Raw genomic sequence first — 25,711 nt, forward strand, 5'->3', positions numbered from 1 at the left:
ACTTCCTATAGTCGCAAAGTTTTTACTTATAGTTTTTGTTGTAAAAAGGTTGCATAAATTGCCATTTATCTCTTGTCTTTATGAAATTACCAGTTTTGCTTAATATCAATGAAAGGAGGTGTATTAAAAATGGCATTTATATTGTTTAAAGATAAAAAGCGGCCTATTGAAGTACGAGTGAAAAAGTTGTCAGAGCATCAAATTGAGATAGCGGGATGCCCTATAAATATTTCCGGATTTGCTTATTATCATGACGCAGAAATGAAGCATCAATATGGAGATTTCAGTAAATTTACGACTTTATATAGAGAGTTGGACGAATCATACATACTTTCGGATGATAACTCTGTATATCCTGAAGAATCTGAAACAGTTGAAACTCCTGAACCGCCATTGCGTGAGGTGATCCAGCTTCTGAAAAAAGATTTGGCAAATATGCAAACTGTGCTGGATAAAAATCGCGACTATACGGTGCGGGCGGCAAATGAAATTACAGACATTCAAATTGCATTGTGCGAAATTTATGAAATGATAGGAGGTGTAGAGTGATGTCTACTGTTTATGCGGCACTTATCATAAAAGGCAAAAAAACCTTTGATGAAGTTCCAGCAAGCTTAAAAGAACAGGTCAAAAAAATTTTAATTGATTTAGAATGTTCTGACTTGCTTACAAAATGATTAAAAGAAGCCTATTAGTGAGAGATAACCGCTATATGACCAGATACCAGTCATAGGTGGTTATTTTATTGCATTAAAAGAGGATATGAAGAAAGTTGATCAAATTATAATTATTAGGGGGAAAGCCCAGAAAGGAAGGAGTTATGGAAATGAAAATCATGGAATTTATAAACGTAGTGGCGCATAACCGGATAATGAAACTGGTGGTGTTGTCAATAGTATTTGACACAGTATTTGGGGTGCTACGGGCAATAAGAGAGAAAAAATTTAATAGCTGCGCAGGGATTGACGGTGCGATTAGAAAGATAGGCATGCTTATCTCGCTGGTATTTATGCTGGCCGTTGATATGCTGATAAAGATTAATCTTATCGGGTTTGTCCCCGAAACTATACGCGAGCAAATAGGGCTTACTAGTGTAGGCATGGCTGAATTTTTTGCACTGTTGTACATAGCCTATGAGGTAGTAAGTATCTTTAAAAATATGGCACTTTGCGGTTTACCTGTAAAAAAAGTATGGGCAGTAGTGAGAGCTTTTTTGATTAAGTATACGGATGAGCTGCCAGACACGGACGAATTGGACGGAAACAGCACTACAGGAAGCGTAGAAGATCATAGGCAGCAGGAAAAAACGGAATAAGCAATGCAACAAAGTGGAAGATGAAGAATACGAGAATTTAACCTAAAATATTGCGACAGTAGGTTGCTAGGAGGAAATATGATAATAGGAATCAATTGTGGACATACAGCAAGCGGCTATGGATATGGGGCCGTAGGCATTATCAAAGAGAGTGAGCATACAAGGCTGGTAGGACAAGCACTTATGGGCCTGCTTAAGGCAGCAGGCATTACAGTGATCAACTGCACTATAGACCAGGCATCCAGCAGGGATGCATATCTTGCAAAGGCTGTACAGCTTGCTAATAATCAGGATCTAGATTGGTTTATCAGCATCCATTTTAACGCGTCTTCAGGACAGGGACACGGCGTTGAGGTGTACACTTATGAGGGCAGGCAGTATCAGGATGCATTAGACGTATGTGCCAATCTGGCAGCGCTGGGATTTACAAATCGTGGGGTAAAAGCAGGCTCCGGACTTTATGTAATCCGTAAAACTAAGGCTAAATCCATGTTGATAGAGGTTTGCTTTTGTGACAATGAGCCAGATGTTAACAGATACTTAGCTACTGGCATCCAGGGCATAGCACAAGCGATTTGCAATGCAATCGTGCCCAATGCGCAAGGAGTGGCAGCAGGTACCGCTATTATGGGCCAAAGTATAGCGACAGCAGAGCAGCTAAATGCCTTGCTGTTATCCAAAAATCCAAGGGCAACCGGATATTTGCACCTTGCTAAAATATTTTTAAAAGAAGGTGAAAAAGAAGGTGTACGCGGTGATGGGGCTTTCTGTCAGAGCCTTATTGAGACTGGATATTTTAAATTTGGTGGTGATGTACAACCTAATCAGCATAACTATGCTGGTCTTGGTGCTACAGGCGGTGTGCCAGGGCTTTATTTTCCGGACGAGCGAACAGGTATCAGAGCACAGATACAGCATCTTAAAGGATATGCTACAACTAGTCCATTAGACCAAACATGTGTTGACCCGCGGTATAAGTATGTATCAAAAGGATGTGCTCCCACATTTGAGCAATTATCTGGAAAGTGGGCGGTACCGGGATATTCCGGCTACCCTAGCCTTGATGCGGCCAGAGCAGCTAAAGATACTTACGGAGACCATATCGTAGCATTGCTGGGAAAAGCATTAAATGTTAAAATATAAATATATGGCATCTAAATAAAATACTTTTAATATGATTAAGGCCATTAGCTAAGTTAATGGCCTTAATTAATAGGTGTACTTTGTAATAGTATACAGTTGTTCATGACGGCACACCCAGCGATTCCACAGCATCCAATTATTATGTGAAATACAGAGACTATATTAAAAATGTTGTCTCCTCGGAAATATATGCTACCTGGTCGGAAAGCGCTATTTATGCCAACACATTAGTGATTATGTCCTTTACACTGAACAGAGTGTATACAGAGTGGTACCGGAATCAAGGTTACAATTTTACCATTACATCCTCCACGGCTTACGATCAGAAATGGATGCGGGGAAGAAATTCTTATGAAAATATAGATCGGGTAGTGGACAGCATATTTGCCAATTACTTATCCCGTCCTGGTGTGCGTCAGCCCATTTTTACTTCTTATTGTGATGGACGGCGGGTTACCTGTAACGGCTTGAGCCAATGGGGCTCTAAATATCTGTCAGAGGAAGGATATTCGCCCATTGAAATCATCCGCTATTATTATGGAAGCGATATGTACATTAACACAGCACAAAGTATCTCCGGCGTTCCCTCCTCCTGGCCTGGCTATAACCTTACCATTGGATCTAGCGGCGATAAGGTCAGGCAGATGCAGCAACAGTTAAACCGCATTGCCCAGAATTATCCGGCAATTCCCACAATAGCGGCCGATGGCATTTTCGGGCCGGCCACCGCAAATGCAGTGAGAGCTTTCCAGGGAATCTTTAACCTGCCCCAAAGCGGTATCGTAGATTATCCTACATGGTATAGCATCTCCAATATCTATGTAGGTGTAAGCCGCATCTCCGAGCCAAACTAAATGGAATACTAGCTGAACTGTGAAAAGTAACAACTGTTACGTTACTTTTCACAGGTTAGTCAATAAACAGCTTGGAAAAACAAATATTCTAAAAGGAACCCTTGGAAAAACGTTGCGCATTTATGCGTGTGTGCTTAGGTGAGGTCCTTTCGAACCTGGCATCTGCTGCGTTTTTACAGAGCGAAAGCGTGGTGACGCCTAAATATTTGTTTTTTCCAAGCGTCCTCTGGCCAACGTGTGAAAAGTAACACTGTTACTTTTGAACATAAAAATGCCCCTCTGACTAGTTGCGAAAAACCGGGTAATGATGCTATACTGATACTATAGTTAGCGGCATAATTTTGTATGAAAATTATAATCGAAATTTCACGAAGGATTCAACCAACGCCAAAGAAAATCACAGCCAAAAGGAGCAAAGAGTGTGCAGAGCGCAGTAGAAAAGGTTTTAGAAGGAAATTTTAATAAGGGAATAAGGGCATTAGATTTTTCCAGCCCTGTGATTGAGCTTAACCTGCGCGAAGGCGAGGATTATGAAGGAAGCTTCATCATATTCGGCCCTGAGAATGAGGTGTGCGAAGGAATCATATCTTCTACCAGTCTGCGCATGAAATGCTTAGCGGAGCGTTTTTCCGGCCCACGGGAGGAGATTGGGTATCAGTTTGATGCCTCCGGTATGATGGAAGGCGATGAGGTAAAGGGTGAATTTCGCATTATTTCCAATCAGGGGGAATATTTTGTTCCCTACAATGTAAGCATTACCAAAGGAACGCTGGATTCCGAGCTAGGGAATATCAGGAATTTATTTCATTTTACCAATCTTGCGAGAACCAATTGGGAGGAAGCAGTCAGTCTGTTTTATTCCAGGGATTTTAAAAACGTTTTCCACGGAGCGGACAGGCAGTATTATGGTATCTATAAAGGACTGTTAGAGGGAAACAGGAAGGAACAGTGCGTGGAGGAATTTCTGCTTGAAATCCGAAAAAAGCAGGAGGTACGATTTCTATTAGAGGAGACAAAGCTGCGGATAGAAAATCCGGAGGATATGGAGGAAAACAAGCTTGTCATTAACCGCAACGGCTGGGGCTACTCAGAGCTTTTCGTGGAGAAGGAAGGGGATTTTATTGTACTGGAAAAGGAAGTAATCAGGGAGGAAGATTTCCTTGGCAACTGCGTTAGGCTCCCCTTTTATGTGTCAAAAGAAAAGCTCCATGGTGGAAGGAACTATGGTGCAATCCGGCTTTATAATCCGTATGTGTCCCTTACGGCGGAGGTTACGGTCATTCATAAGCCTGAACTGGTCAGAATGCCGACAGTCAGTGTACGCCGCCAAAAGAAACATATGCTTACAGAGCTTATGCAGTATTATGAAGCCTTCCGCACGAAAAAAATAAGCGCTGCGTCCTGGATGAAAGAGACAGGGGAATTGGTGGAGGGAATGCTCCAGTTAGATGAAAAGGATATCTCCGTAAGGCTTTTTCAGGCACAACTGCTGATTACCCAGGAGCGCTTTAATGAGGCGCAGTGGAATTTAGACCAGGCGGCGGAAGCACTTTCTGAAAATTATGAACCGGCTCTGTACAGTTACTATTTGTATCTGACAACCCTGTTAAACAGGCCGGAAGATGACATAGAGGAAGCGGCAAATCAAGTGGAGCGGATTTTTGCCCAAAATTCAGATAATTGGCGGATTGCATGGTTGCTTTTATATCTTTCTGATGAATATACAAGAAGCCCTTCCCGAAAATGGATTATGCTGGGGGACCAGTTTATGCATGGGTGCAGAAGTCCGCTGCTTTACATAGAGGCATGGAACCTGGTAGCAGCGAATCCAACGCTGCTTTTGCGGCTTGAGGATTTTGAACTGCAAATATTAACTTATGCGGCAAAGAAAGAAATATTGACTGCTGAGGTCATTGGACAGGCTGTTTATTTATCCCAGCGGCAGAAGAATTATTCAGGCAGACTATTTTTCATTTTGAAATGTTGTTATAAAAAGGTGCCCACGGATGAAGTGCTCCAGGCAATTTGTACTTTGCTGATTAAGGGGAATATGACAACAGCAGCAGCTTTTGCGTGGTATGAAAAGGGTGTGGAAAAGGAGCTGCGAATTACCAGACTTTATGAATACTACATGATGTCGCTGCCTCTTACGTATGATGCGGTTATTCCTAAAATTGTGCTGATGTATTTTGCTTTTGACAGCACCCTTGACAGTCTGCGAAATGCTTTCCTCTATGCCTACGTGTACCGGAACAAAGGGCAGTATCCGGAGCTGTATGAAAGCTACCGGGAGCAGATCGAACGGTTTATGGTATTTCAGCTTATAAAAGAGAAAAATAATGAGTATCTGGCGCCTCTTTATAAAAATCTGATCACACCCATGATGATTACGGAGGAGACGGCAAAGGGCCTTAGCGTGGCACTCTTTATCCATCATTTGACCGTAAAGCGCGGCGATATACGGAAAATTATTTTGGTCTATGAGAAGGAAAAGACGGAAAGCGTTTATCAGGTCACAGGCAGGGAAGCTTATATCCCTATTTATGGAAATGATTACAAACTGCTTTTGGAGGACGCTGGCGGAAACCGGTATTGCAGGGAGCAGGAGTATGTGTCGGAAAGGCTTTTAATACCGGATAAACTTTCATCCATGATTGCACCCTATGTGACAGATTGCGTTCATTTTGACCTTTGGCTTTGTGAAAAGGGCCATGGAATGGTGGGAATCAACGAAGAAAACGTGGCGTATATGAAGCGTCTTGCAGGGGAAGATATGGTGGTGGAGGAAGTACGCCGGGAAATCAGAATGAGGCTGATTCAGTTCTTCTATGACAGTGACAGAATGAAGGAATTAGATGACTGCCTGAGTAATATCGAACCTGACCAGATAGAAAATAGCAATTATACGCAGATTGTGCGTTTTATGGTGATACGAGGAATGTACGAGAAGGCTTATGAGTGGCTGAAACTGCGTGGAGGCGAAGGGGTGGAGGCAAAGCTGATTGTAAAGCTGTGCAGCCGGCTGCTTACCATGGATGGTATTACAGAGGATGCTGTCATGACGGTTCTTATTTTTCAGGCATTTCAGGCCGGAAAGTATGATGAAAGTCTGCTGGTTTATCTGTGCAGATATTTTAGAGGTACCAGCAAGGAAATGCGGGATATCTGGAAGGCGGCGGAGGCTTTTGGGGTGGATACCTATGAGCTGTGCGAACGGATTTTGATGCAGCTGATTTATACGGGGGCATACATTGGGGAAAAGACAGAAATTTTCAGGCGCTATGTTTCAGGAGGAGCCAAAACAGAGATAGAGATTGCATTCCTGGCACAGTGCGCGTATGATTATTTTGTGGAAAATGGGCTGACCAATGAGTTTGCATTAGAGGATATGCAGCGGGTGATGGACAGGCAGGAGGAGATTCCCTTTGTCTGTAAGCTCGCCTACACCAAATATTATGCAGAGAACAAAAAGCAGGTGGATGAAAAGATATCCCACTATCTGGTTGGTTTTCTGCGGGAGATTTTAGCCCAGGGCAAGTATTTTCCATATTTTATGGAATATGCGGACAACATTGCGTTTATGCATCAGTTTGCGGACAAGACCATGCTGGAATATCGGGTTAAGGATGGAAACCAGGCAGTGATTCATTACCTGCTGGAAAAGGAAGGAAATGCTCAGGGAGAATATATGAAGGAAGAAATGCCGGAGATGTTTGGCGGCATATGCGTCAAACAATTTATCCTTTTCTTTGGCGAGCATTTACAGTATTATATTACCGAGACAGAAAACGGCAAGGAGAACCTGACCCAGAGCGGCACCTTAAGCCGCAATGAAACCGGAGGCGAACAGAAGGAGGGCAGATATGGTATGCTGAACGATATTGCCATTGGAAGAAACCTGCATGATTATGATACCATGGAAAGCCTTTTGTACGAGTATTTTGAGAAGGATTATATTGTGAAAGAACTGTTTCAGATGATGTAACATTTGCAAACATGCAAGGACAGCCAGGTTATGCAGGGGGTATGGGAATGCTTCAGGACAGAAAGGACCTATTAGGTAAAAAAAACAGCAAAAAAGTAGCGGTAGGCTATGATTTGGGCAAAAGCTACGCCCAGATCAGCTACTGCCGTTTGGAGGAGACGGAACCGGAGACTGTGTCGGCGGTGACGGGTACGGAGCAGTACAATATTCCCACTGTATTGTGTAAGAGAAAAGGTGTGGGCCAGTGGTATTACGGCAAGGAAGCAATCAAGTTTGCCAGAGAAGAAGAAGGTATTCTGGTGGAGGATTTACTTACACTTGCGGAGCGGGGGGAGGATGTAATCGTGGAGGGGGAGGCCTTTGACCCGGCGGCCCTTCTTACCTTATTTGTAAAAAGAAGTTTATCGCTCCTTAACCTGCGCGTATCTTTAAACCAGATAGAAGCCTTTATGTTTACCGTAGATACATTAACGCCGCGGATGGTAGATGTGCTGGGTAAAGTGGCGGTGGGCCTTAACTTAAAGGCGCAGCATATCTGCTTTCAAAACCATATGGAAAGCTTTTACGCTTATACCCTGCATCAGAGTAAGGAATTGTGGAAAAATGACGTGATCATCTTTGAATATGATACGGTGCTAAAAAGTCTGTGGTTTAAATGCAATGCCCGTACCACGCCCCAGGTGGTAATGATAGAGCAGCAGGAATATTCTCAGATGGGACGGCGGGTCTGGAAAGAGGATGAAGAAGCAAAAGAGCGGCAGATGGAAGATTTAGACCAGCTTTTTTTGAGTATTGCGCAACGGGCGCTTCAGGGAGAAATGGTTTCAACCGTTTTCCTTTTAGGGGACGGCTTTAAAGAGGAATGGGCAAAAGAATCCTTAAAATTTCTTTGCAGAAACCGGCGGGCATTTAAGGGAAATAATCTGTACAGCAAGGGTGCTTGCTATGGAATGATGGAGCGGTTAAATGCCAGCAGGCAGTGGAAGGAATATGTATACCTTGGTGAGGATAAGCTAAAATCCAATATAGGCATGCGGGCTCTGCGGCGGGGCGAGGATTCCTATTATGCCATTTTAGACGCGGGAACCAACTGGTATGAGGTAACCTCGGATTTTGATATCATATTGGAAAGCGGCAACACAGTGGACTTTGTGATTACGCCTATGACGGGAGGTAAGGTGGAAAATAAGACGATTGCATTAGAAGGGCTGCCGGAGCGGCCAAGGGCGGCCACGAGACTGAATGTGCATATAGAGATGACTGCCGTCAATCAGGCGGCGGTTACGATAGAAGATATGGGTTTTGGAGAATTATTTTCTTCCAGCGGGAAGGCATGGACGCAGACGATTATGGTTTAAGAAAGTTCAATAAGTTTGGAAGTAAACTTCCAAACTCTTTATTGTGGCAGTACCGCAGGCAAAGCTTGCGGTATGCGGAGGGTATCGGAATGGGAAAAATTTTATTGTGTATGGGAAAATATGCCGAACATCCCTATTATATTGACAGCGTGCCTGCAAATGTGTATTGTGTGGAGGAACTCTGCTATCTTTTTGCCAGCAATCCTTTTATGATTGACAGGGATATTATGGATAAAAATCTGGCAAAGTGGCTGGATGTGGAGTGCGGCCTTTCTGAGCTTAGCCATCAGCTCCTGAGCTTATTTAACAGAGGGACCCAGCCCGGAGTTTTTGTCAGCACGATCCTGGAATACGTCAATTACTGTACGCCTGAAGAAAAGAAGAAAATAGAGGATGTGCTTCAAAACAATATAGGCTTAAACGGTTATGAAAAACAGAAAAGGCAGGCGGATTTTCTTTTGAAAAATAAAAAATATTCCCAGGCACTGAATGAATACGATGAGCTGCTGCGTGAGCTTCCGGAGACGGAAAGTGCGTTAAAGCCTCCCATCTGCCATAATGTGGGCGTGATTTATGCAAGATTGTACCAATTTGAAATGGCGGCCAGATATTTTAAGAGAGCCTATGATATGACAGGGAATGAGGAATCCGGTATTTGTTATCTGGCGGCCAGGAGACTGCATCTAAATGAAAACGCTTATATAGATTTTATTGCGGAGCATGGCGAATATCACGGGTTGTCCTTGCAGGTGGAAAAGCGTTTAAATGAGTCGAAGGGGGAGTTTGAAGCTTCCCAGGAAAACAGAATGCTCTCGGCGCTTAAATTTTATAAAGATGAAGGAAATGTGGCCTCTTATTATGATGACATTGATCAGATTATTATGAAAAAAGAAGATGAATATCGGGAACTGGTTTTGGAATAAAAAACAAACATAAAAGCGGAATAGGGAAAGGGTTATATGGGGTTATTTAAAAAACTGTTTCATTGGAAAAAGAAGAAGGAAGAACCTGAGCTGGCCTCAAATGATTGGAGCGAGATTACCTATGACAGACAGGATTATCAGATTGAAAATAAAGATCAGCGCCAGGAATATGTAAAGGGATGTCTTGAGCAGATTGCGGAAGCTTCTAAGGAACTGGAAAATCTACAGCTTGAGTACAATATGGTTACTTCCTCTTTGAAGGATATTGAAGAAATTGAGGCTTTGTCCGAGGAGGATGCAACGGAGCTTAGGGAGTGTGCTAAGAAAATTGACAATCTGGAACGGCAGCAGACCGGATATGAGGAACGAAAGAACCGGATGAGCGAAGAAGAATTCCGGGAGCTTGAGCGCATGGAGGATGAATTTGAGGAAGGCTATGAGAAGCTGACCAAGGCGGAGGACTATCAGGATTTGGTGAAAAGGGATCTGCGGAAATTAGACGGAGAGAGACAAGCCTACTATTATAGAAGGAGCGAGCTGCGCCGTATCATTGCAGATACCAAATCTATGACCATTGTCTGCACGGTTGCCGTGATTTTATGCATTTTGATTCTTTTTGTTTTGCAGTATGGCTTCAGGATGGATACGAAGCTGGGATATCTGGCTGCTGCAGCAGTGGGAGCCATTGCTATTACGGCTATTTTTGTCAAGCACAATGATTCGATCAAGGAGCTGGGACAGGTGGAGAATGGAATCAGCCGTATTATCAACCTGCAAAATACAGTTAAAATCCGGTACGTAAATAACACCCATTTGTTGGATTATCTCTATTTTAAATATAATGTTTCCAGTGCCGGGGAGCTGGGGAAAAACTGGAAAAGATATGAGAAGGAAAAAGAGGAGAGGCGCATTTACCAAATCGCAATTCAGGAGCTTGGAGAGTGGCATAAGGAGCTTATTGACATTTTGCGTTATCATAAAATTGCGGACCCTATGGTCTGGCTGCACCAGGTTCCGGCGCTGCTTGATAAAAAGGAAATGGTGGAGGTGCGCCACAGTCTGATTATCAGGAGGCAGACCTTGCGTAAGCGCATGGACTACAACAAGGAGGTGATAGCGGGCAAGGCCCAGGCAGAGGTAAAAGATTTAGTGGAGAGTTACCCAGAGTATGCACAGGAAATATTAGACATTGTGGGGCAGTATGAACAGGATTTTTCTTGACATGAAAATACCAGTTGCGTCAGAGAGAAAAAATTCTGCTTTTTGTAAGATATATTCATGATTAAAGGCATTTAAAGTGAGTGCATTGGCTGTGATTGTTGATGCAGGAATGACAATTTGCCGCATGGCGGCGGAAATGGAGGAAAACATGAAAAAATTGGAACAGCTTTACGAGGGAAAGGCAAAAAAGGTATTTGCAACGGAGGATCCGGACGTGGTTATTGTGGATTACAAGGATGATGCCACCGCTTTTAACGGAGAGAAAAAGGGCACCATTGAGGGTAAAGGTGTTATCAACAACCGTATGACCAACCATGTGTTTAAGCTTTTGGAGAAGGAGGGCGTGCCAACCCATCTGATTGAGGAATTAAGCGACAGGGAGACGGCCGTTAAGAAGGTGGAGATTGTTCCCCTTGAGGTGATTATCCGCAATGTGGCAGCCGGAAGTTTTTCTAAGCGTCTTGGGGTGGAGGAAGGAACCCCTTTTCAGGAGCCTACCATTGAGTTTAGTTATAAGAATGACGAATTAGGGGACCCCTTGATCAACAGCTACTTTGCGGTTGCATTAGGACTTGCAACCTGGGAGGAGATTGATACGATCAAGAAATATGCTTTTAAGGTAAACGAGGTCTTGAAGGCTTATTTCCTGCAGGCAGATATTAAGCTGATTGATTTTAAGATTGAATTTGGACGTTTCCATGGGGAAATCCTTTTGGCGGATGAGACATCTCCCGATACTTGCCGCTTGTGGGATGTGAACACCAACGAAAAACTGGATAAAGACAGGTTCCGCAGAGACCTCGGGAACGTGGAGGAAGCTTACAACGAAGTATTCAAACGTCTGGGATTGGCTTAAGATTTTGAAAAGGATTTGGCGTGGACTTGTGTTGTTAAGCAACGGATGCAGATGAGAGGAACCATAAAGAGATTATGAAAGATGTGGCGCTGTGACTGGGAAGGTAGAGGATGACAGAATGGAAAAACGGTGCGTGATGGATGGTGCGGAGATGCAGATGGATAAGCCCGGTGAGGAGTGCGGCGTTTTTGGGGCTTATGATTTTGACGGCGGAGATGTGGCGCCGAGCATTTATTACGGTTTGCTGGCGCTCCAGCACAGAGGTCAGGAAAGCTGTGGCATTGCGGTGAGTGATACCACCGGCCCTAAGGGCAAAGTGCTTTGCACAAAGGATATGGGGCTTATAAATGAAGTTTTCACCCCGGAAATTTTGGAAAAATTGCGGGGGGATATTGGAGTGGGGCATGTGCGCTATTCCACAGCCGGAAGCTCCACAAGGGAAAACGCCCAGCCGCTGGTATTAAATTATGTGAAGGGCACGCTGGGGCTTGCTCACAATGGAAATTTGATCAATGCGCCAGAGCTTCATCGGGAGCTTGCATATACTGGAGCAATTTTCCAGACTACCATTGATTCGGAAGTGATTGCCTATCATATAGCAAGGCAGCGGCTGAATACTAAGAGCGTGGAGGAGGCGGTGGCCCAGGCCATGGAAAAGATAAAAGGGGCTTATTCCCTGATTATCATGTCTCCCCGCAAGCTGATTGGAGCAAGGGATCCTTTTGGTTTCAGGCCTTTGTGTATTGGAAAACGGGATAATACTTATTTCCTGGCTTCGGAAACCTGCGCCCTTGACACCATTGGGGCGGAGCATGTGCGTGATGTGGCGCCCGGTGAGATTGTCACCATTTCCCCGGAGAAGGGAATTGAGTCGGATACAAGCATGTGTATTCCCATAAAGCATCAAGCACGTTGTGTGTTTGAGTATATTTATTTTGCACGGCCGGATACCTACATTGACGGTATGAGCGTTTATCATTCCCGTATCATGGCCGGGAAATTTTTGGCCATGGACAGTCCTGTGGAAGCAGATTTGGTGGTAGGTGTTCCGGAGTCCGGAAATTGTGCGGCACTTGGCTACTGCCTGCAATCGGGCATTCCTTACGGACAGGCTTTTGTAAAAAACGGTTATGTGGGCAGAACCTTTATAAAACCCGGGCAAAAAAGCCGGGAGAGCAGTGTGCAGGTGAAGCTCAATGTTCTGCGGGAAGCGGTGGACGGAAAAAGAATTATTATGATTGACGATTCCATTGTGCGCGGTACCACCTCCGACCGGATTGTACATATGTTAAGGGAAGCAGGGGCAAAGGAAGTGCATATGCGGGTCAGTTCGCCACCTTTTTTGTGGCCCTGCTATTTTGGAACGGATGTGCCTGCAAGGGATCAGCTGATTGCCTGCAATCGTTCCGTTGAGGAAATCTGTCAGATAATCGGGGCGGATTCGCTTGGTTATCTGCGGATAGAGCGGCTGGGGGAAATTGTGGGAGATAGGCCAATCTGTAAGGGGTGCTTTACAGGGAAATATCCCTTAGAGCCGCCTGCGGAGGATATTCGCGGAGAGTTTGAAAGTTAGAATGGTAACAATATAAATGCTGGATATTTGCTGATGGCCTGATGAAAAAGCCAGGCAGTATGGAGGAGTTTTATGAGTACAGACAGATATGTCAGCCCTTTGTCTGAGCGTTATGCCAGTAGGGAAATGCAGTACATTTTTTCACCTGATATGAAATTCAGAACGTGGAGGAAGTTGTGGATTGCCTTAGCGGAGACGGAGATGGAGCTTGGTCTTTCCCAGGACGGCAAGCCTGTTATCACGCAGGAACAGATTGACGAGCTAAAGGCCCATGCGGAGGATATCAACTACCAGGTGGCGAAAGCAAGGGAAAAGGAAGTGCGCCATGATGTAATGAGCCATGTGTATGCCTATGGACAGCAATGCCCAAAGGCAGCAGGCATTATTCATTTGGGAGCCACCAGCTGTTATGTAGGGGATAACACAGATATCATTGTAATGACAAAGGCGCTTTTACTGGTGAAGAAAAAGCTGGTAAATGTACTTGATGTGCTTGCAGATTTTGCAGATAAGTATAAGGGACAGCCTACTTTAGCGTTTACTCATTTTCAGCCGGCGCAGCCTACTACGGTGGGAAAACGCGCCACCTTGTGGATGCAGGAGTTTTTACTTGATTTGGAGGATCTTAATTACGTCTTATCTGGTATGAAGCTTTTAGGCTCTAAGGGGACAACCGGCACACAGGCGTCCTTTCTTGAGCTGTTTGATGGAAATCATGAGCTGGTGGACAAAATTGACCCTATGATTGCGGAGAAGATGGGCTTTAAGGAGTGCTATGCCGTATCGGGGCAGACCTATTCAAGGAAGGTAGATACCAGAGTTGCCAACGTACTTGCAGGAATTGCTGCAAGCGCCCATAAAATGTCCAATGACATTAGGCTGCTGCAGCATTTAAAGGAAGTGGAGGAGCCCTTTGAAAAGAGTCAGATTGGTTCCTCGGCCATGGCCTATAAGAGGAATCCCATGAGAAGCGAGCGGATTGCCTCGCTGGCCCGGTATGTGATGGTGGATGCTTTCAATCCTGCAATTACATCGGCGGTTCAGTGGTTTGAAAGAACGTTGGATGATTCTGCCAACAAACGACTTTCCATACCGGAGGGCTTTCTTGCAGTTGACGGTATCCTGGATTTGTGTTTAAATGTGGTGGATGGCCTGGTGGTTTATCCGAAGGTAATCGAAAAGCATATGATGAGCGAATTGCCTTTCATGGCTACGGAAAATATTATGATGGATGCAGTAAAGCTAGGAGGCAATCGTCAGGAGCTTCATGAGAAAATCAGGGAGCTTTCTATGGAAGCAGGAAGAAATGTGAAGGTTTTAGGAAAGGAAAACAATCTTTTGGAGCTGATTGCAGCAGATCCCGCTTTCCCTATGAGCCTCGCGGATTTACAAAAGACAATGGAGCCCTCCAGGTATGTAGGGCGGGCAAAGGAGCAGGTAGAAAGCTTCCTTGACAAAGTAATAAAACCTATACTGGATGAGAATAAGGAGCTGCTTGGTGTAAAAGCAGAAATTAACGTTTAATAAGGAACTCTGTAGTAGTTAGAAACGTAACAGTTCAGATAAGCAGAACTGTCACAGCAAAGCAACATCGCAGGAGGTATATTTTTGGGTGGATTTTTTGGAGCAGCTTTAAAGTCAGATTGTGTGTTTGACTTGTTTTTTGGAACGGACTATCATTCTCACTTGGGGACAAGGAGAGCGGGAATGGCGGTATACAGTAAAGAATATGGTTTTGACCGGGCAATTCATAACATAGAAAATTCCCCTTTTCGTACCAAGTTTGACAAGGATGTAAATGAAATGCATGGCAGTCTTGGGATTGGGTGTATTTCGGATTATGAGCCTCAGCCCCTTTTGGTGCGTTCCCACCACGGTACTTTCGCTATCACAACAGTGGGAAAAATCAACAATATGGACAAAATCGTGGAAAAAGTGTTTACGGAGGGACATGCCCATTTTTTGGAAATGAGCGGCGGTGATATCAATGCAACAGAGCTGGTGGCAGCAGTGATTAATCAAAAGGATAATCTGATTGAAGGAATTACCTACGCCCAGGAACTGATAGATGGTTCCATAACCATATGCCTTTTGACCCCGAAGGGGATTTATGCCGCCAGGGATAAGCTGGGAAGAACACCGGTTGCAATCGGAAAGAAAGAAGAAGGATATTGTATTTCTTTTGAAAGCTTTGCCTATTTAAATTTAGGCTATACCCATGAGCGGGAGCTCGGACCAGGGGAAGTAGCGATTGTGACACCGGAGGAAGTGCACACGCTTGTAAAACCTGGCGGGGATATGAAAATCTGCACCTTTCTTTGGGTTTATTATGGATATCCATCTTCCTCTTATGAAGGGGTAAGCGTTGAGAAAATGCGTTATAACTGCGGTGCGCTCCTTGCAAAAAGAGATAATGTATCGCCGGATAATGTGGCAGGAGTGCCGGACTCTGGCATTGCACATGCGGTTGGCTATTCCAATGAGTCGGGCATTCCTTTTTCACGTCCATTTATTAAATATACGCCTACCTGGCCAAGGTCCTTTATGCCGACCATGCAAAGCCAGCGGAATCTGATTGCAAAGATGAAGCTGATACCGGTTCATGACCTGATTCAAAATAAAAGCCTGCTTTTGATTGATGATTCCATTGTACGAGGCACACAGCTTCGGGAAACCACAGAGTTTCTTTATCAGAGCGGGGCAAAGGAAGTACATATAAGGCCTGCCTGCCCGCCGCTTTTGTACGGATGTAAATATTTGAACTTTTCAAGGTCCTCATCAGAAATGGACTTGATAACAAGACGGATTATCAAGGAGATGGAGGGAGATGCCAAAAATGTGAACTTAAGCGCCTACTCCGACCCGGAGACACCGGAGTATCAGGAAATGGTAAAGAGAATCGGTGTGCAGCTTAATTTCACCTCCCTGCGGTACCATAGGCTGGACGATATGATTGAGTCGGTGGGAATCGATAAATGTAAGCTTTGTACTTATTGCTGGGATGGAAAGGAATAGAAAGTTTATTTTGTAGACTGCCTATGAAAGGGCGTGATGGTTCATTGGGCAGTTCCTAGTAACATTCGGGGCGATATTCCAAGTTTTGCTTCGCAAAAATGGCCCCTCACACCTGAATCATGTTCTCACGGAATGCGCAGTAAATGCGCATTCCTGACCCGTGAAAAGTAACCGTTTATACGATTATTTTCCTAAATCAGGCCGCTTGGTTCTTGTTATTTTTTGGGTTATGTTGTATAATCCTTATATAAACATTTCAGATGACAAATCGCAATAAATTCCCGAAAGAAAACAGATAAATTTATTAGCTTTGCAAGAGAGTTCTCATTTGTGTATACACTTATTTTGCGGGCTTAAGAAAGAATGGAGGATTTTAATGAGAGAGAAATACGAGTCGTTGGCGCTTGCAGACTTAAAGGCTATTGCAAAAGCCAGAGGGCTTAAAGGAACATCCACGATGAAAAAGGCGGAGCTCATAGAGCTTATGCTGGCGGAAGATGAAAAGGATAAGGAGAAGGCTCAGGGAAGGAATGCTGGGCCGGGAGCTTTGCCTGCGAAACAGAATGCTTCGGAGAAACCGGAGAGAAGGAATGAACGGAGCGAGGAAAAGCCGGACAATCAGTCAGGTAACCGGGGAGAAGATAAATCGAATAATCGGGAGAACAGAGCAGAAAAGGCGGAGTATAGAGCAGAACGCGGGGAAAGAGCGGAATATAAGACAGGTCGGACAGAGGGAAAAAGCGATGAGACAAAGATAGAGGAGGACAAGTTTCCTGCGGACTTAGACAGTGGTATTGCTGCCAGCGGTATTTTAGAGGTTATGCCGGACGGGTATGGGTTTATCCGCTGTGAGAATTTTTTGCCGGGAGACCATGATGTATATGTGGCGCCCAGCCAGATTCGCCGGTTTGGCTTAAAGACGGGCGACATCTTAGAGGGAAATACCCGGGTCAGAACCCAGGGGGAAAAGTTTGCGGCCCTTCTATATGTAAAATCTATTAACGGCTATGCGCCGGAGGTGGCGGCAAGAAGATGTAATTTCGAGGACATGACGCCTATTTTCCCCAATAAAAGGCTGCATCTGGAAATGCCCGGGGCAAGCGTTGCCATGCGGATCATGGACTTGATCAGCCCTGTGGGAAAGGGACAGCGAGGTATGATCGTATCTCCTCCCAAAGCAGGAAAGACCACACTTTTAAAAGATGTGGCAAAGTCCGTAAAGCGCAATGCGCCGGAGGTCCACTTGATTATTCTCTTGATTGACGAGCGCCCCGAGGAGGTGACGGATATCAAAGAGGCAATCGAGGGCCCTAATGTGGAGGTGATTTACTCAACCTTTGACGAACTGCCGGAGCATCACAAGCGTGTGTCGGAGATGGTAATAGAGCGGGGAAAACGTCTGGTGGAGCATAAAAAGGACGTTATGATCCTGATAGACAGTATCACAAGGCTTACCAGAGCTTATAACCAAACCGTACCGCCAAGCGGGCGTACTTTGTCAGGCGGTCTTGACCCGGCAGCCTTACATATGCCTAAAAGATTTTTCGGCGCTGCCAGAAACATGCGGGAGGGCGGCTCTCTTACCATACTTGCCACCGCGCTTGTGGATACGGGCAGCAAGATGGATGACGTGGTGTATGAGGAATTTAAAGGAACCGGTAATATGGAGCTTGTGCTTGACAGGAAACTGTCCGAGCGAAGGGTATTTCCGGCGATTGACGTTCCGAAATCCAGTACAAGGCGGGAGGATCTTTTGCTTGCCCCGGATGAATTAGAAGCAATCAATATTATGCGAAAGGCCCTGAACGGCCTGAAGCCGGAGGAAGCTGTGGATAAGATTCTGGACATGTTTGCAAAGACCAGAAACAACCAGGAGTTTGTAAATCTTGTGAAAAAAATAAAATGGTTCTAAAAAGTACTTGCATCATGGAATAAGCTATGATACAATTAAAAAGCTGTTTCGGATTATATCTGCGCGGTTCGGGTGCGGATAAGCCATACGGCAGATGAAGACGAAGTTATTTAAAGAAACGTTAAATGAACATAGAGAGGTGATAGCATGAAAGAGGGAATCCATCCTGAGTTTTATCAGGCAACTGTAACTTGTAACTGTGGCAATACCTTTGTAACAGGTTCAACCAAAAAGGATATTCACGTTGAAGTTTGTTCTAAGTGCCATGCATTCTACACAGGCCAGCAGAAAGCAGCAAGAGCTGACGGACGAATCGATAAGTTCAACAAGAAATATGGTATGGCAAACAAATAGGTTTACGCAAAAAAGGTTGGGGTGTTGCATCTCAACCTTATTTTGTATAGATAAATCATAAAAAATCAAGTTTTTTATATCTGGTTTACACATTGGCCATTCTGTGAAAAGAAACTGATTCAGTTGACAGGTTATGGCAATATGGAGGTTTTGAATGAGAAAGAAAAAATGCAGCCGTTACTCAGGAATCGGCGGACAGGCGGTGCTTGAGGGCGTTATGATGAGAAATAAGGATGACTATGCGGTGGCTGTCCGGAAACCAAACGGAGAAATTGAAGTGGAAGTGGATGTGTTTCATGGATGTATGCATGGAAGCAAGCTGGTGAAAATTCCTTTTATCAGGGGAATATTTAATTTTATTGATTCCCTGCGTCTTGGAATGAAAACACTGAATTATTCGGCCTCTTTTTATGAGGATGAAGACGCCAAGGAGACAGGGGTTGACAAGGCCCTTGACAAGGTTTCCGGGGGCAGAGGAGAGAGTATATTGGTGGGAATCACCACGGTATTTTCCGTGCTGCTTGCGGTGGGTATTTTTATTTTACTTCCATATTTTCTTTCGGGCCTGCTTGCGGAATATGTGAGGAATGCATCTTTGCTTGCGATACTTGAAGGAGCGATCAGGATTCTTATTTTTTTTGCATATGTGGTGGGAATCAGCCTTATGAAGGATATTCACAGACTGTACCAGTATCATGGAGCGGAACATAAGTGCATCAATTGTATTGAAAAAGGAAGGCCCCTTACGCCGCACAATGTGATGCGCAGCTCCCGGATTCATAAGCGCTGTGGAACCAGTTTCCTGTTTTTTGTAATGTTTGTGAGCATTATCTTGTTCTTTTTTATCCGTGTGGACCATATGGCTTTAAAGGTTTTGCTGCGCGTTGCACTGATACCCGTGATTGCCGGGATTTCTTATGAGATTATACGGCTTGCCGGGAGAAGCGATAACATTTTCGTACGGATTATATCGGCGCCGGGCATGCTTTTGCAACGGCTTACCACCAAGGAGCCGGATGAAAGTATGGTGGAGGTTGCCATAAAATCTGTGGAAGCCGTTTTTGACTGGAAAGCATATTTGAAGGAAGCTTTCGGCTATGAAATAGACGAGTCCTGGCTGGCGGATGAAGGGACAGACGAGGAAGATGAGGATGGAGTATAAAGCATTATATGAAATGGGTGTAAATCAGCTTAAGGAGGCAGGGATCGAGGAAGCCTCTTTAGATGCCCGGCTTTTACTTGAGGATATTTGTGGTACCACTCGGAATGATCTGCTGGCACATGGCGATAAACAGGTAGGCAGGAAGCAGTACGAACGCTATGTAAGTCAAATTGAAAAAAGAAAGCAGCATATCCCATTACAGCATATTTTAGGTTATCAGGAGTTTATGGGGCTTAAATTTAAGGCAACGCCCAAAGCGCTGATTCCAAGACAGGATACGGAGACGCTGGTTGAGGAGGCCATGCGCTGTCTGAATGACGGGATGCGCATTTTGGATTTGTGCACCGGTTCGGGGTGTATTCTCCTTAGTCTGCTTAATTATTCTAATTCCTGTCAGGGCGTTGGGAGCGATTTATCAGAGGAGGCACTGGAAACTGCCAGAGAAAATGCCAAAAATCTTTCTTTAAGTGCAGAGTTTATACAAAGCGATTTGTTTGAAAAGATAGAAGGAAAATACGAAATGATTGTTTCAAACCCGCCTTATATTCCGAGTGGGGAAATTCCAAAGCTGATGGAGGAAGTCAGAGATCATGATCCAATCATGGCCCTTGATGGCGGAGAGGATGGACTTTACTTTTACCGGGAGATTGTGAAAACGGCGGACCGGTATTTGTATCCCGGTGGCAGACTCTTTTTCGAAATCGGCTGCGAACAAGGACCGGCGGTAAGGGAGCTTATGGAAAAGGCCGGTTACAGGGGAGTTACAATTTGCCAGGATTTATCGGGACTTGACAGAGTGGTGTCAGGTGTATATTTAGGTTGATTTGACAAAGTGGTGTCAGGTATATATTCAGGTTGATTTGACACGGTAGTGCCAGGCATATATTCAGGTTGATTTGACACAGTAGTGCCAGGTATATATACATTTAGTTTTGAATGGAGGATGAAAGCAATGTTTGATAGATTAGAGGATTTGCTGATTCGGTTTGAGGAAATCATGAGTGAGCTAAATGAGCCCACGGTGGCGAACAATCAGGAGAGATTTCGCAAGCTGATGAAGGAGCAGAGCGATTTGATGCCGATTGTGGAGGCATATAAGGAATACAAAAAATCCGGTCAGGATATGGAGGATTCTCTTTCCATGTTGGAGGAGGAGTCTGACGAGGATATGCGTGAGATGTTGAAGGAAGAACTGGCTTCTTCCAAAAAGCGTATTGAGGAGTTGGAGCAGGAGCTTAAAATTCTGCTTTTGCCCAAGGACCCTAATGATGATAAAAACGTTATTGTAGAAATACGGGCAGGCGCAGGGGGAGACGAAGCGGCTTTGTTTGCAGCGGAGATTTACCGCCTTTATGTGCACTATGCGGAAGGCCAGCGCTGGAAGGTGGAAACCTTGAATGTGGATGAAATAGGTATTGGCGGCATGAAAGAAGTAAGCTTTATGATAAGCGGCCAGGGCGCTTATTCTAAGCTGAAATATGAAAGCGGCGTACACCGCGTGCAACGTGTGCCGGAAACCGAGTCGGGAGGGCGTATTCACACCTCGACCATCAGCGTTGCGGTGATGCCGGAGGTAGACGAAGATATTGATATCGTGATTGAGGATAAGGATATCCGCATTGACGTTATGCGCGCATCGGGTAACGGTGGACAGTGTGTCAATACCACAGACTCAGCGGTCAGGCTGACACATTATCCTACGGGAATCGTGGTGTACAGTCAGACAGAAAAGTCCCAGCTCCAAAATAAGGCAAAGGCTTTTGCCCTTTTAAAGGCAAAGCTTTATGACATAGAACAGCAGCAAAGACATGACGCGGAGGCAGAGCTTAGAAGGAGCCAGATTGGAACCGGAGACCGCTCCGAAAAGATACGTACCTACAACTTCCCACAGGGGCGCGTCACAGACCATAGAATCGGGCTTACCCTTTATAAGCTGGATAAGGTGATGAACGGGGATATTCAGGAGATCCTTGATGCCTGCATTGCTGCGGACCAGGCAGCGAAGCTTGTAAAGATGGGAGAAAACTGAATGGCAAGACCAATCGGCGAAGAACCAGGGCAATAAAGCTGCCAAAGAGGGGTTACGAAACATGAAGAAAGTAAAAATAACAGTGCTCAGAAAAGAATTTTATGAGGACCTTGCAAAGGAATATCTGACAGATGGCGGGCAAGTGGGTTCTTGTGCACTGCTGAATGTGGGCGATACCTTTCCGTTCGAGGGAAACGCCCAAATGCCGGAAGGATTCTGCCCCCTGGGCATGGAGCGATATTTATCAGAGTATCAATGCCATAGCATCAGGTTCCACATTTACGCCTTGGAACCGCAGGGACGGGCAGACCATTGTCTGTTGTACGGACGGCATACGCCCTGTTGTATTTAATGTGGAGGCGGAGGAGGAGTGACTATACAACGAGGGTTTGCAACTTCTGCGAAGGCCCCGGAAGGGAAAGGGAGATCCATAGTTTGCTATTGCAGGGAATCTATTCCTCCTTCAGCCTTGTAACATGGCTCATACGGGAACGGATTGTCTGCATTCTGGGAGGAATGTCTTCCTTTTTCATTGTATTGTGTACCGAAAGAGTCCCGGCCTGTTTTGCTTTTTCATAATACCAGACCTTATAGTCTACAGCGTCAACGCATTCCTTTAGTTTTCTTATTTTCTCCGACAGGGCCTTCTTCATGGGAGATGGACCAAGGCGCGGCGCATGGGGGATTGATAGAAAGAAAAAACGAAGAACGAAAAAGAATGAAAGAAAATGAATAAAAAATGCAAAAATAAAAAGGATATGCAGGTCGTGGATATGACGATGGGCAGACCGTTAAGGTTAATATTTCGTTTTGCGGTCCCTATGTTTATTGGGAATATTTTTCAGCAGCTTTATGCGATGGTCGATACCATAGTAGTTGGACATAATTTAGGAGATGGTTCCATTGCAGCCATTGGGGCGAGTGTGGCCTTATATAGCTTTCTTTTACATATTGCTTTTGGGATGAATAACGGATACGGTATTGTGGTGAGCCGCTGCTTTGGATCTCATAATGAAAAAGAGCTGAAAAGCTCAATAGCAGGGATGATGACTTTAAATGTGGGAGTGACCCTTGGAATAACCCTGATTTCATTACTCTTTTTGCGACCGCTGCTTCAGTTTGTCAACACACCGGAAGAAATTTTTGAGCAGGCATATGAATACATTGTAATTATCTGTATGGGGATGATTTGCACTATATGCTATAACATGTTTGCGGCAATATTAAGAGCTATGGGAAACAGCAGGGCTCCTCTTTACTTCCTGGTTTTTTCTTTTGCGCTCAATATTGTACTGGATGTTGTGCTGGTGGCCGGGGTCAAGGCCGGGATAGCCGGCGCGGCAGTGGCAACAGTGCTTTCCCAGGGGATTTGTGCAGTATTGTGCGGCGGATATCTTTTTAAGAATTATAGAACAATTTTGCCCAAAAGGGAGGACTTTCAGGTTTCAGGCTTACTGATAGCGGAACTGGTTTCTACCGGCATTTCCATGGCGCTTGTTCATTGTGTGGTGGATTTTGGGACTATGATTTTCCAGCGCTCTACCAATGGGTTAGGGGAGAGTGTCATTACGGCGTTTACGGTTTCAAGGCGCATTATGGAGACATTACTTGAGCCTGCATGCACAATTGCTATCGCAAGCTCTGTTTTCGCAGGGCAGAATCTGGGAGCAGGACAGATGATGAGAATCAAAAAGACCCTTAAAAAGGTTTTGGGAGTGGAAGTCTTATGGGCGGTGGCCGCCTGTCTTATGGTGTGGCTCTTTGGCAGGGAGCTTGTGACGCTGCTTACTGGGTCCAAGGATGGGGAAATGCTTCAAAATGCCGTGATGTGCCTTCGGATACAGTTCTCCTTTTATCCTGCCGTGACGATTTTGATGTGCCTTAGGGAAACTATGCAGGCAATCGGCTATAAGGTGGCGCCTGTCCTTTCAAGTGTGATCGAGCTTGTGATGAAGGCGCTTGCGGCGGCATATCTGATTCCGCGGTTTGGCTTTTTAGGCACAAGCATTACGGAACCGATTACCTGGGTACTTATGATGGTTTTTCTGTCGGTGGTTTTAGGGACGGTTCCTGTGAAGAACAGGACCACAGCCGCTACGGATATCCCGGATGATAAACAATAAAAGACCTTTCGTAAAAATATAATCCGGGAGGAAGGAGCCAGGGCGGCCAAAGCGGTGGCAAAAGAGATTGTGAGTAAGGGCTAACAGAACATGATTGTATGAAAAGGGGAATTTATAAGTAACGGGAAAACCACAGAGGACACTACCACCACAGCATCGGCTAAGGCCAATCGATGATGATTTCATGCGTTGTCTTTTTAAGTATAACATTCCATTGGCTGAATTTGTGTTACGAATTATCACTGATAAACCTGATTTAATTATTATTAATTGTGAAATACAGAAAGATATGAAAAGACTGGCCGGGGCTCGTTCTATCTGCTTGGATGCATATGGAACGGATTCGACTGGAAAAAAATATGATTTGGAACAATCTTTATCATTGAAAAAGATTGTTACGGTCAGGGCGAAGCAGTTTATCCGATTGAGAGAATCAACCTTGCAACGGGTAAATCTTTTGAAGATGGGGAGCATATCCTTTATGTGAATGGTGGATATCGTGGAGAATCTGATATAGGAAAACTCATACATGATTTTAACTGTACCCAAGCAAATGATATGAATTTTGAACTGATGGCAGAAAGGACGAGATATCTAAAAGAAGATCCGAAAGGAGTGAGATGTGTCAAATTATGGAAGATATGAGAAATAAATCTTTAAAAGAGGTTGTTCTTCGTATGCTGTCAGCTGGAAAATATGCTCTGGAAGAAATTGCAAATATTTCTGGACTTTCTCTGGATGAAGTAAAGAAATTGAAAGCTGAAAGAACAGTATAAACAGAAATGTGGGCCAGGAATCTGAAAAACAGGTTTCCGGCTCTGATTTTTTGCCATAAAACGTAAAATTTTTGTGAATATGATTAAAAAGTCCTTTACAAAACGTCACTGATCTTGCTAAATGAAATTTCTTATTTTATAATTTGAAAAGGCGAGCATTCTTCAGCCGGATTTATGCGCTGCAAAGCAGCGATCCGGGATTAGTGTACAAAGTGTATGGAAAGAAGGTAGTGTCTGTGGTCGATTTTAAAAAATCTAAAATGAATCGGTTTACCTATAAAGAATGGAACGACTATTTTTCACGAAATGATAAACGAAGATTGAAGATTGATTTTTCACAGGAGAAAAATCTACCGGAGGCAGTAAGAAGGCGGATTTTTCCTTCGGTAAGGGAATTTCAAAAGGGAGAGGGCTCTGATGGTAAATATCTGATGGAAAGGGTGGAGATTTTTGCAGATGAGAATCAAGTCCCGGAATATAAAGAGGCTATGGAGCGGTTTGTCAGGGAGGAAAACTGGCACAGTGCATATATGAAAAAATATATGGATTTTCATCATGTGGGGGCAAAGGAAACGTCATTTTTAGACAGGATATTTCGGAGCCTGCGGCGTCTTGGAGGCGTAAAATGTGAGGTTACGGTTTTAGTGACGGCAGAGATGATAGCCCTTACCTACTATGATGCGCTTTCCCGAAATACGGATTCCATTGCGCTGAAAAGTATATGTAAGCAGATGCTGCATGACGAGATACCCCATGTCATGTTCCAGTCCTATACCTTGAGTCATTTTCAAAATAATCTGCCAGATAAACTAATGTGGATCATACTCATGGAAGTGACGTTGCTGTTTGTGTGGGGTGCATTTCGGAATGTATATCGGTCAGGCGGCTATGATTTTAGCATGTTTTTAAAGGAGAATATGGGGTATCTGCAGCAATCCATAGAACTGGTAGATACGCAACGGCGGTAACAGCTAAGTCTTCGGCTGCAATTTTACGAAATCTACCCATTTCAAATCATCTGCGGCGGGGGGGAGATTTCCTGGTGGTCAAATTTACACATTGAAAAGTACTTTGCAGCAAGTGCAAAATCCAGGGCTGAATTGTTACCGGAT

Annotated in this window: 23 protein-coding genes and 1 pseudogene; 23 read left to right on the forward strand and 1 reads right to left on the reverse strand. The window is 44.5% G+C overall.

Annotation, left to right across the window (positions count from 1 at the left end):
- Positions 1–129 precede the first annotated feature (129 nt).
- The 19 genes and pseudogenes from D5281_RS10930 (at position 130) to D5281_RS26925 (ending at position 22,074) form a co-directional block, all read left to right on the forward strand.
- The gene (locus D5281_RS10930; protein WP_160560201.1) at positions 130–549 is read left to right on the forward strand and encodes a hypothetical protein; all 420 of its coding nucleotides are present in this window, start codon (positions 130–132) and stop codon (positions 547–549) included.
- Entirely contained in the window at positions 549–677 is a 129-nt protein-coding gene (locus D5281_RS25615) for a CD1375 family protein (protein WP_330584954.1), read from the forward strand. The genes D5281_RS10930 and D5281_RS25615 overlap by 1 nt, the downstream gene beginning before the upstream one ends.
- Before the next feature lie 143 nt (positions 678–820).
- Positions 821–1,315 (forward strand): phage holin family protein, encoded by a 495-nt coding sequence (locus D5281_RS10935; protein WP_160560202.1) that lies wholly within the window; start codon positions 821–823, stop codon positions 1,313–1,315.
- A gap of 78 nt (positions 1,316–1,393) precedes the next feature.
- Complete coding sequence (locus D5281_RS10940) at positions 1,394–2,458, forward strand: N-acetylmuramoyl-L-alanine amidase (RefSeq protein WP_160560203.1); 1,065 nt, start codon at positions 1,394–1,396, stop codon at positions 2,456–2,458.
- Between the two features lie 89 nt (positions 2,459–2,547).
- A pseudogene (locus D5281_RS10945) lies at positions 2,548–3,312 on the forward strand (peptidoglycan-binding protein); the annotation flags it as partial.
- Positions 3,313–3,733: 421 nt separating this feature from the next.
- Positions 3,734–7,297 carry a DUF5717 family protein gene (locus tag D5281_RS10950; protein WP_160560204.1) on the forward strand — a complete coding sequence of 1,188 codons (3,564 nt, stop codon included), beginning with the start codon at positions 3,734–3,736 and terminating at the stop codon, positions 7,295–7,297.
- Between the two features lie 47 nt (positions 7,298–7,344).
- On the forward strand, positions 7,345–8,655 hold the full coding sequence (locus D5281_RS10955) for a DUF5716 family protein (RefSeq protein WP_160560205.1): 1,311 nt from the start codon (positions 7,345–7,347) through the stop codon (positions 8,653–8,655).
- Between the two features lie 89 nt (positions 8,656–8,744).
- A complete protein-coding gene (locus D5281_RS10960) occupies positions 8,745–9,578 on the forward strand; it encodes a tetratricopeptide repeat protein (RefSeq protein ID WP_160560206.1) in 834 nt (277 codons plus the stop codon).
- Between the two features lie 36 nt (positions 9,579–9,614).
- Positions 9,615–10,799 (forward strand): hypothetical protein, encoded by a 1,185-nt coding sequence (locus D5281_RS10965; protein ID WP_160560207.1) that lies wholly within the window; start codon positions 9,615–9,617, stop codon positions 10,797–10,799.
- Between the two features lie 148 nt (positions 10,800–10,947).
- On the forward strand, positions 10,948–11,655 hold the full coding sequence (purC, locus tag D5281_RS10970) for a phosphoribosylaminoimidazolesuccinocarboxamide synthase (protein WP_160560208.1): 708 nt from the start codon (positions 10,948–10,950) through the stop codon (positions 11,653–11,655).
- A gap of 136 nt (positions 11,656–11,791) precedes the next feature.
- Positions 11,792–13,228: an amidophosphoribosyltransferase gene (gene purF / locus D5281_RS10975; protein WP_408637269.1), complete on the forward strand. Its 1,437-nt coding sequence runs from the start codon at positions 11,792–11,794 to the stop codon at positions 13,226–13,228.
- A gap of 72 nt (positions 13,229–13,300) precedes the next feature.
- Positions 13,301–14,752, forward strand: a complete 1,452-nt coding sequence (gene purB, locus D5281_RS10980; protein WP_160560209.1) for an adenylosuccinate lyase — start codon at positions 13,301–13,303, stop codon at positions 14,750–14,752.
- An 84-nt stretch (positions 14,753–14,836) separates the two neighbouring features.
- Entirely contained in the window at positions 14,837–16,243 is a 1,407-nt protein-coding gene (locus D5281_RS10985) for an amidophosphoribosyltransferase (RefSeq protein WP_160560210.1), read from the forward strand.
- 376 nt (positions 16,244–16,619) lie between these two features.
- The gene (rho, locus tag D5281_RS10990) at positions 16,620–18,155 is read left to right on the forward strand and encodes a transcription termination factor Rho (RefSeq protein ID WP_160560211.1); all 1,536 of its coding nucleotides are present in this window, start codon (positions 16,620–16,622) and stop codon (positions 18,153–18,155) included.
- Positions 18,156–18,302: 147 nt separating this feature from the next.
- A complete protein-coding gene (rpmE, locus tag D5281_RS10995) occupies positions 18,303–18,509 on the forward strand; it encodes a 50S ribosomal protein L31 (RefSeq protein WP_160560212.1) in 207 nt (68 codons plus the stop codon).
- 154 nt (positions 18,510–18,663) lie between these two features.
- Positions 18,664–19,671 carry a DUF1385 domain-containing protein gene (locus D5281_RS11000; protein ID WP_160560213.1) on the forward strand — a complete coding sequence of 336 codons (1,008 nt, stop codon included), beginning with the start codon at positions 18,664–18,666 and terminating at the stop codon, positions 19,669–19,671.
- Positions 19,661–20,494, forward strand: coding sequence for a peptide chain release factor N(5)-glutamine methyltransferase (prmC, locus tag D5281_RS11005; RefSeq protein ID WP_160560214.1), 834 nt, complete (start codon positions 19,661–19,663; stop codon positions 20,492–20,494). The genes D5281_RS11000 and prmC overlap by 11 nt, the downstream gene beginning before the upstream one ends.
- Positions 20,495–20,623: 129 nt before the next feature.
- Entirely contained in the window at positions 20,624–21,700 is a 1,077-nt protein-coding gene (gene prfA / locus D5281_RS11010; RefSeq protein WP_160560215.1) for a peptide chain release factor 1, read from the forward strand.
- Between the two features lie 164 nt (positions 21,701–21,864).
- Positions 21,865–22,074 carry a TIGR04076 family protein gene (locus tag D5281_RS26925; RefSeq protein ID WP_334296611.1) on the forward strand — a complete coding sequence of 70 codons (210 nt, stop codon included), beginning with the start codon at positions 21,865–21,867 and terminating at the stop codon, positions 22,072–22,074.
- Positions 22,075–22,152: 78 nt separating this feature from the next.
- Here the strand turns inward: D5281_RS26925 and D5281_RS11020 are convergent, their stop codons facing one another.
- Positions 22,153–22,353 (reverse strand): MerR family transcriptional regulator, encoded by a 201-nt coding sequence (locus D5281_RS11020; protein ID WP_160560216.1) that lies wholly within the window; start codon positions 22,351–22,353, stop codon positions 22,153–22,155.
- A 75-nt stretch (positions 22,354–22,428) separates the two neighbouring features.
- On the opposite strand from D5281_RS11020, the gene D5281_RS11025 reads away from it, so the two are divergent.
- From D5281_RS11025 to D5281_RS11040, 4 genes are all read left to right on the forward strand, one after another.
- Positions 22,429–23,823 carry an MATE family efflux transporter gene (locus D5281_RS11025; protein ID WP_160560217.1) on the forward strand — a complete coding sequence of 465 codons (1,395 nt, stop codon included), beginning with the start codon at positions 22,429–22,431 and terminating at the stop codon, positions 23,821–23,823.
- Positions 23,824–24,049: 226 nt separating this feature from the next.
- Positions 24,050–24,310, forward strand: coding sequence for a hypothetical protein (locus D5281_RS25625; RefSeq protein ID WP_277935304.1), 261 nt, complete (start codon positions 24,050–24,052; stop codon positions 24,308–24,310).
- A gap of 145 nt (positions 24,311–24,455) precedes the next feature.
- Positions 24,456–24,599, forward strand: coding sequence for a hypothetical protein (locus D5281_RS11035; protein WP_277935305.1), 144 nt, complete (start codon positions 24,456–24,458; stop codon positions 24,597–24,599).
- Between the two features lie 236 nt (positions 24,600–24,835).
- On the forward strand, positions 24,836–25,567 hold the full coding sequence (locus tag D5281_RS11040) for a hypothetical protein (protein ID WP_330584961.1): 732 nt from the start codon (positions 24,836–24,838) through the stop codon (positions 25,565–25,567).
- Positions 25,568–25,711: the final 144 nt, after the last annotated feature.

Origin of the sequence: Parablautia muri, assembly GCF_009917485.1 — a bacterium.
GTDB classification, from domain to species: domain Bacteria; phylum Bacillota; class Clostridia; order Lachnospirales; family Lachnospiraceae; genus Suilimivivens; species Suilimivivens muri.

Coding starts and splice junctions, on each gene's coding strand:
- D5281_RS10940 (WP_160560203.1), top strand. CDS start 1,394: ATGATAATAGGAATCAATTGTGGACATACAGCAAGCGGCTATGGATAT.
- D5281_RS11025 (WP_160560217.1), top strand. CDS start 22,429: ATGAATAAAAAATGCAAAAATAAAAAGGATATGCAGGTCGTGGATATG.
- prfA (WP_160560215.1), top strand. CDS start 20,624: ATGTTTGATAGATTAGAGGATTTGCTGATTCGGTTTGAGGAAATCATG.
- rpmE (WP_160560212.1), top strand. CDS start 18,303: ATGAAAGAGGGAATCCATCCTGAGTTTTATCAGGCAACTGTAACTTGT.
- D5281_RS11000 (WP_160560213.1), top strand. CDS start 18,664: ATGAGAAAGAAAAAATGCAGCCGTTACTCAGGAATCGGCGGACAGGCG.
- purB (WP_160560209.1), top strand. CDS start 13,301: ATGAGTACAGACAGATATGTCAGCCCTTTGTCTGAGCGTTATGCCAGT.
- D5281_RS10935 (WP_160560202.1), top strand. CDS start 821: ATGGAAATGAAAATCATGGAATTTATAAACGTAGTGGCGCATAACCGG.
- purF (WP_408637269.1), top strand. CDS start 11,792: ATGGATGGTGCGGAGATGCAGATGGATAAGCCCGGTGAGGAGTGCGGC.
- rho (WP_160560211.1), top strand. CDS start 16,620: ATGAGAGAGAAATACGAGTCGTTGGCGCTTGCAGACTTAAAGGCTATT.
- D5281_RS10965 (WP_160560207.1), top strand. CDS start 9,615: ATGGGGTTATTTAAAAAACTGTTTCATTGGAAAAAGAAGAAGGAAGAA.
- D5281_RS25615 (WP_330584954.1), top strand. CDS start 549: ATGTCTACTGTTTATGCGGCACTTATCATAAAAGGCAAAAAAACCTTT.
- D5281_RS11020 (WP_160560216.1), bottom strand. CDS start 22,353: ATGAAGAAGGCCCTGTCGGAGAAAATAAGAAAACTAAAGGAATGCGTT.
- D5281_RS11035 (WP_277935305.1), top strand. CDS start 24,456: ATGGAAGATATGAGAAATAAATCTTTAAAAGAGGTTGTTCTTCGTATG.
- D5281_RS10955 (WP_160560205.1), top strand. CDS start 7,345: ATGCTTCAGGACAGAAAGGACCTATTAGGTAAAAAAAACAGCAAAAAA.
- D5281_RS10930 (WP_160560201.1), top strand. CDS start 130: ATGGCATTTATATTGTTTAAAGATAAAAAGCGGCCTATTGAAGTACGA.
- D5281_RS10960 (WP_160560206.1), top strand. CDS start 8,745: ATGGGAAAAATTTTATTGTGTATGGGAAAATATGCCGAACATCCCTAT.
- D5281_RS26925 (WP_334296611.1), top strand. CDS start 21,865: ATGTGGGCGATACCTTTCCGTTCGAGGGAAACGCCCAAATGCCGGAAG.
- purC (WP_160560208.1), top strand. CDS start 10,948: ATGAAAAAATTGGAACAGCTTTACGAGGGAAAGGCAAAAAAGGTATTT.
- prmC (WP_160560214.1), top strand. CDS start 19,661: ATGGAGTATAAAGCATTATATGAAATGGGTGTAAATCAGCTTAAGGAG.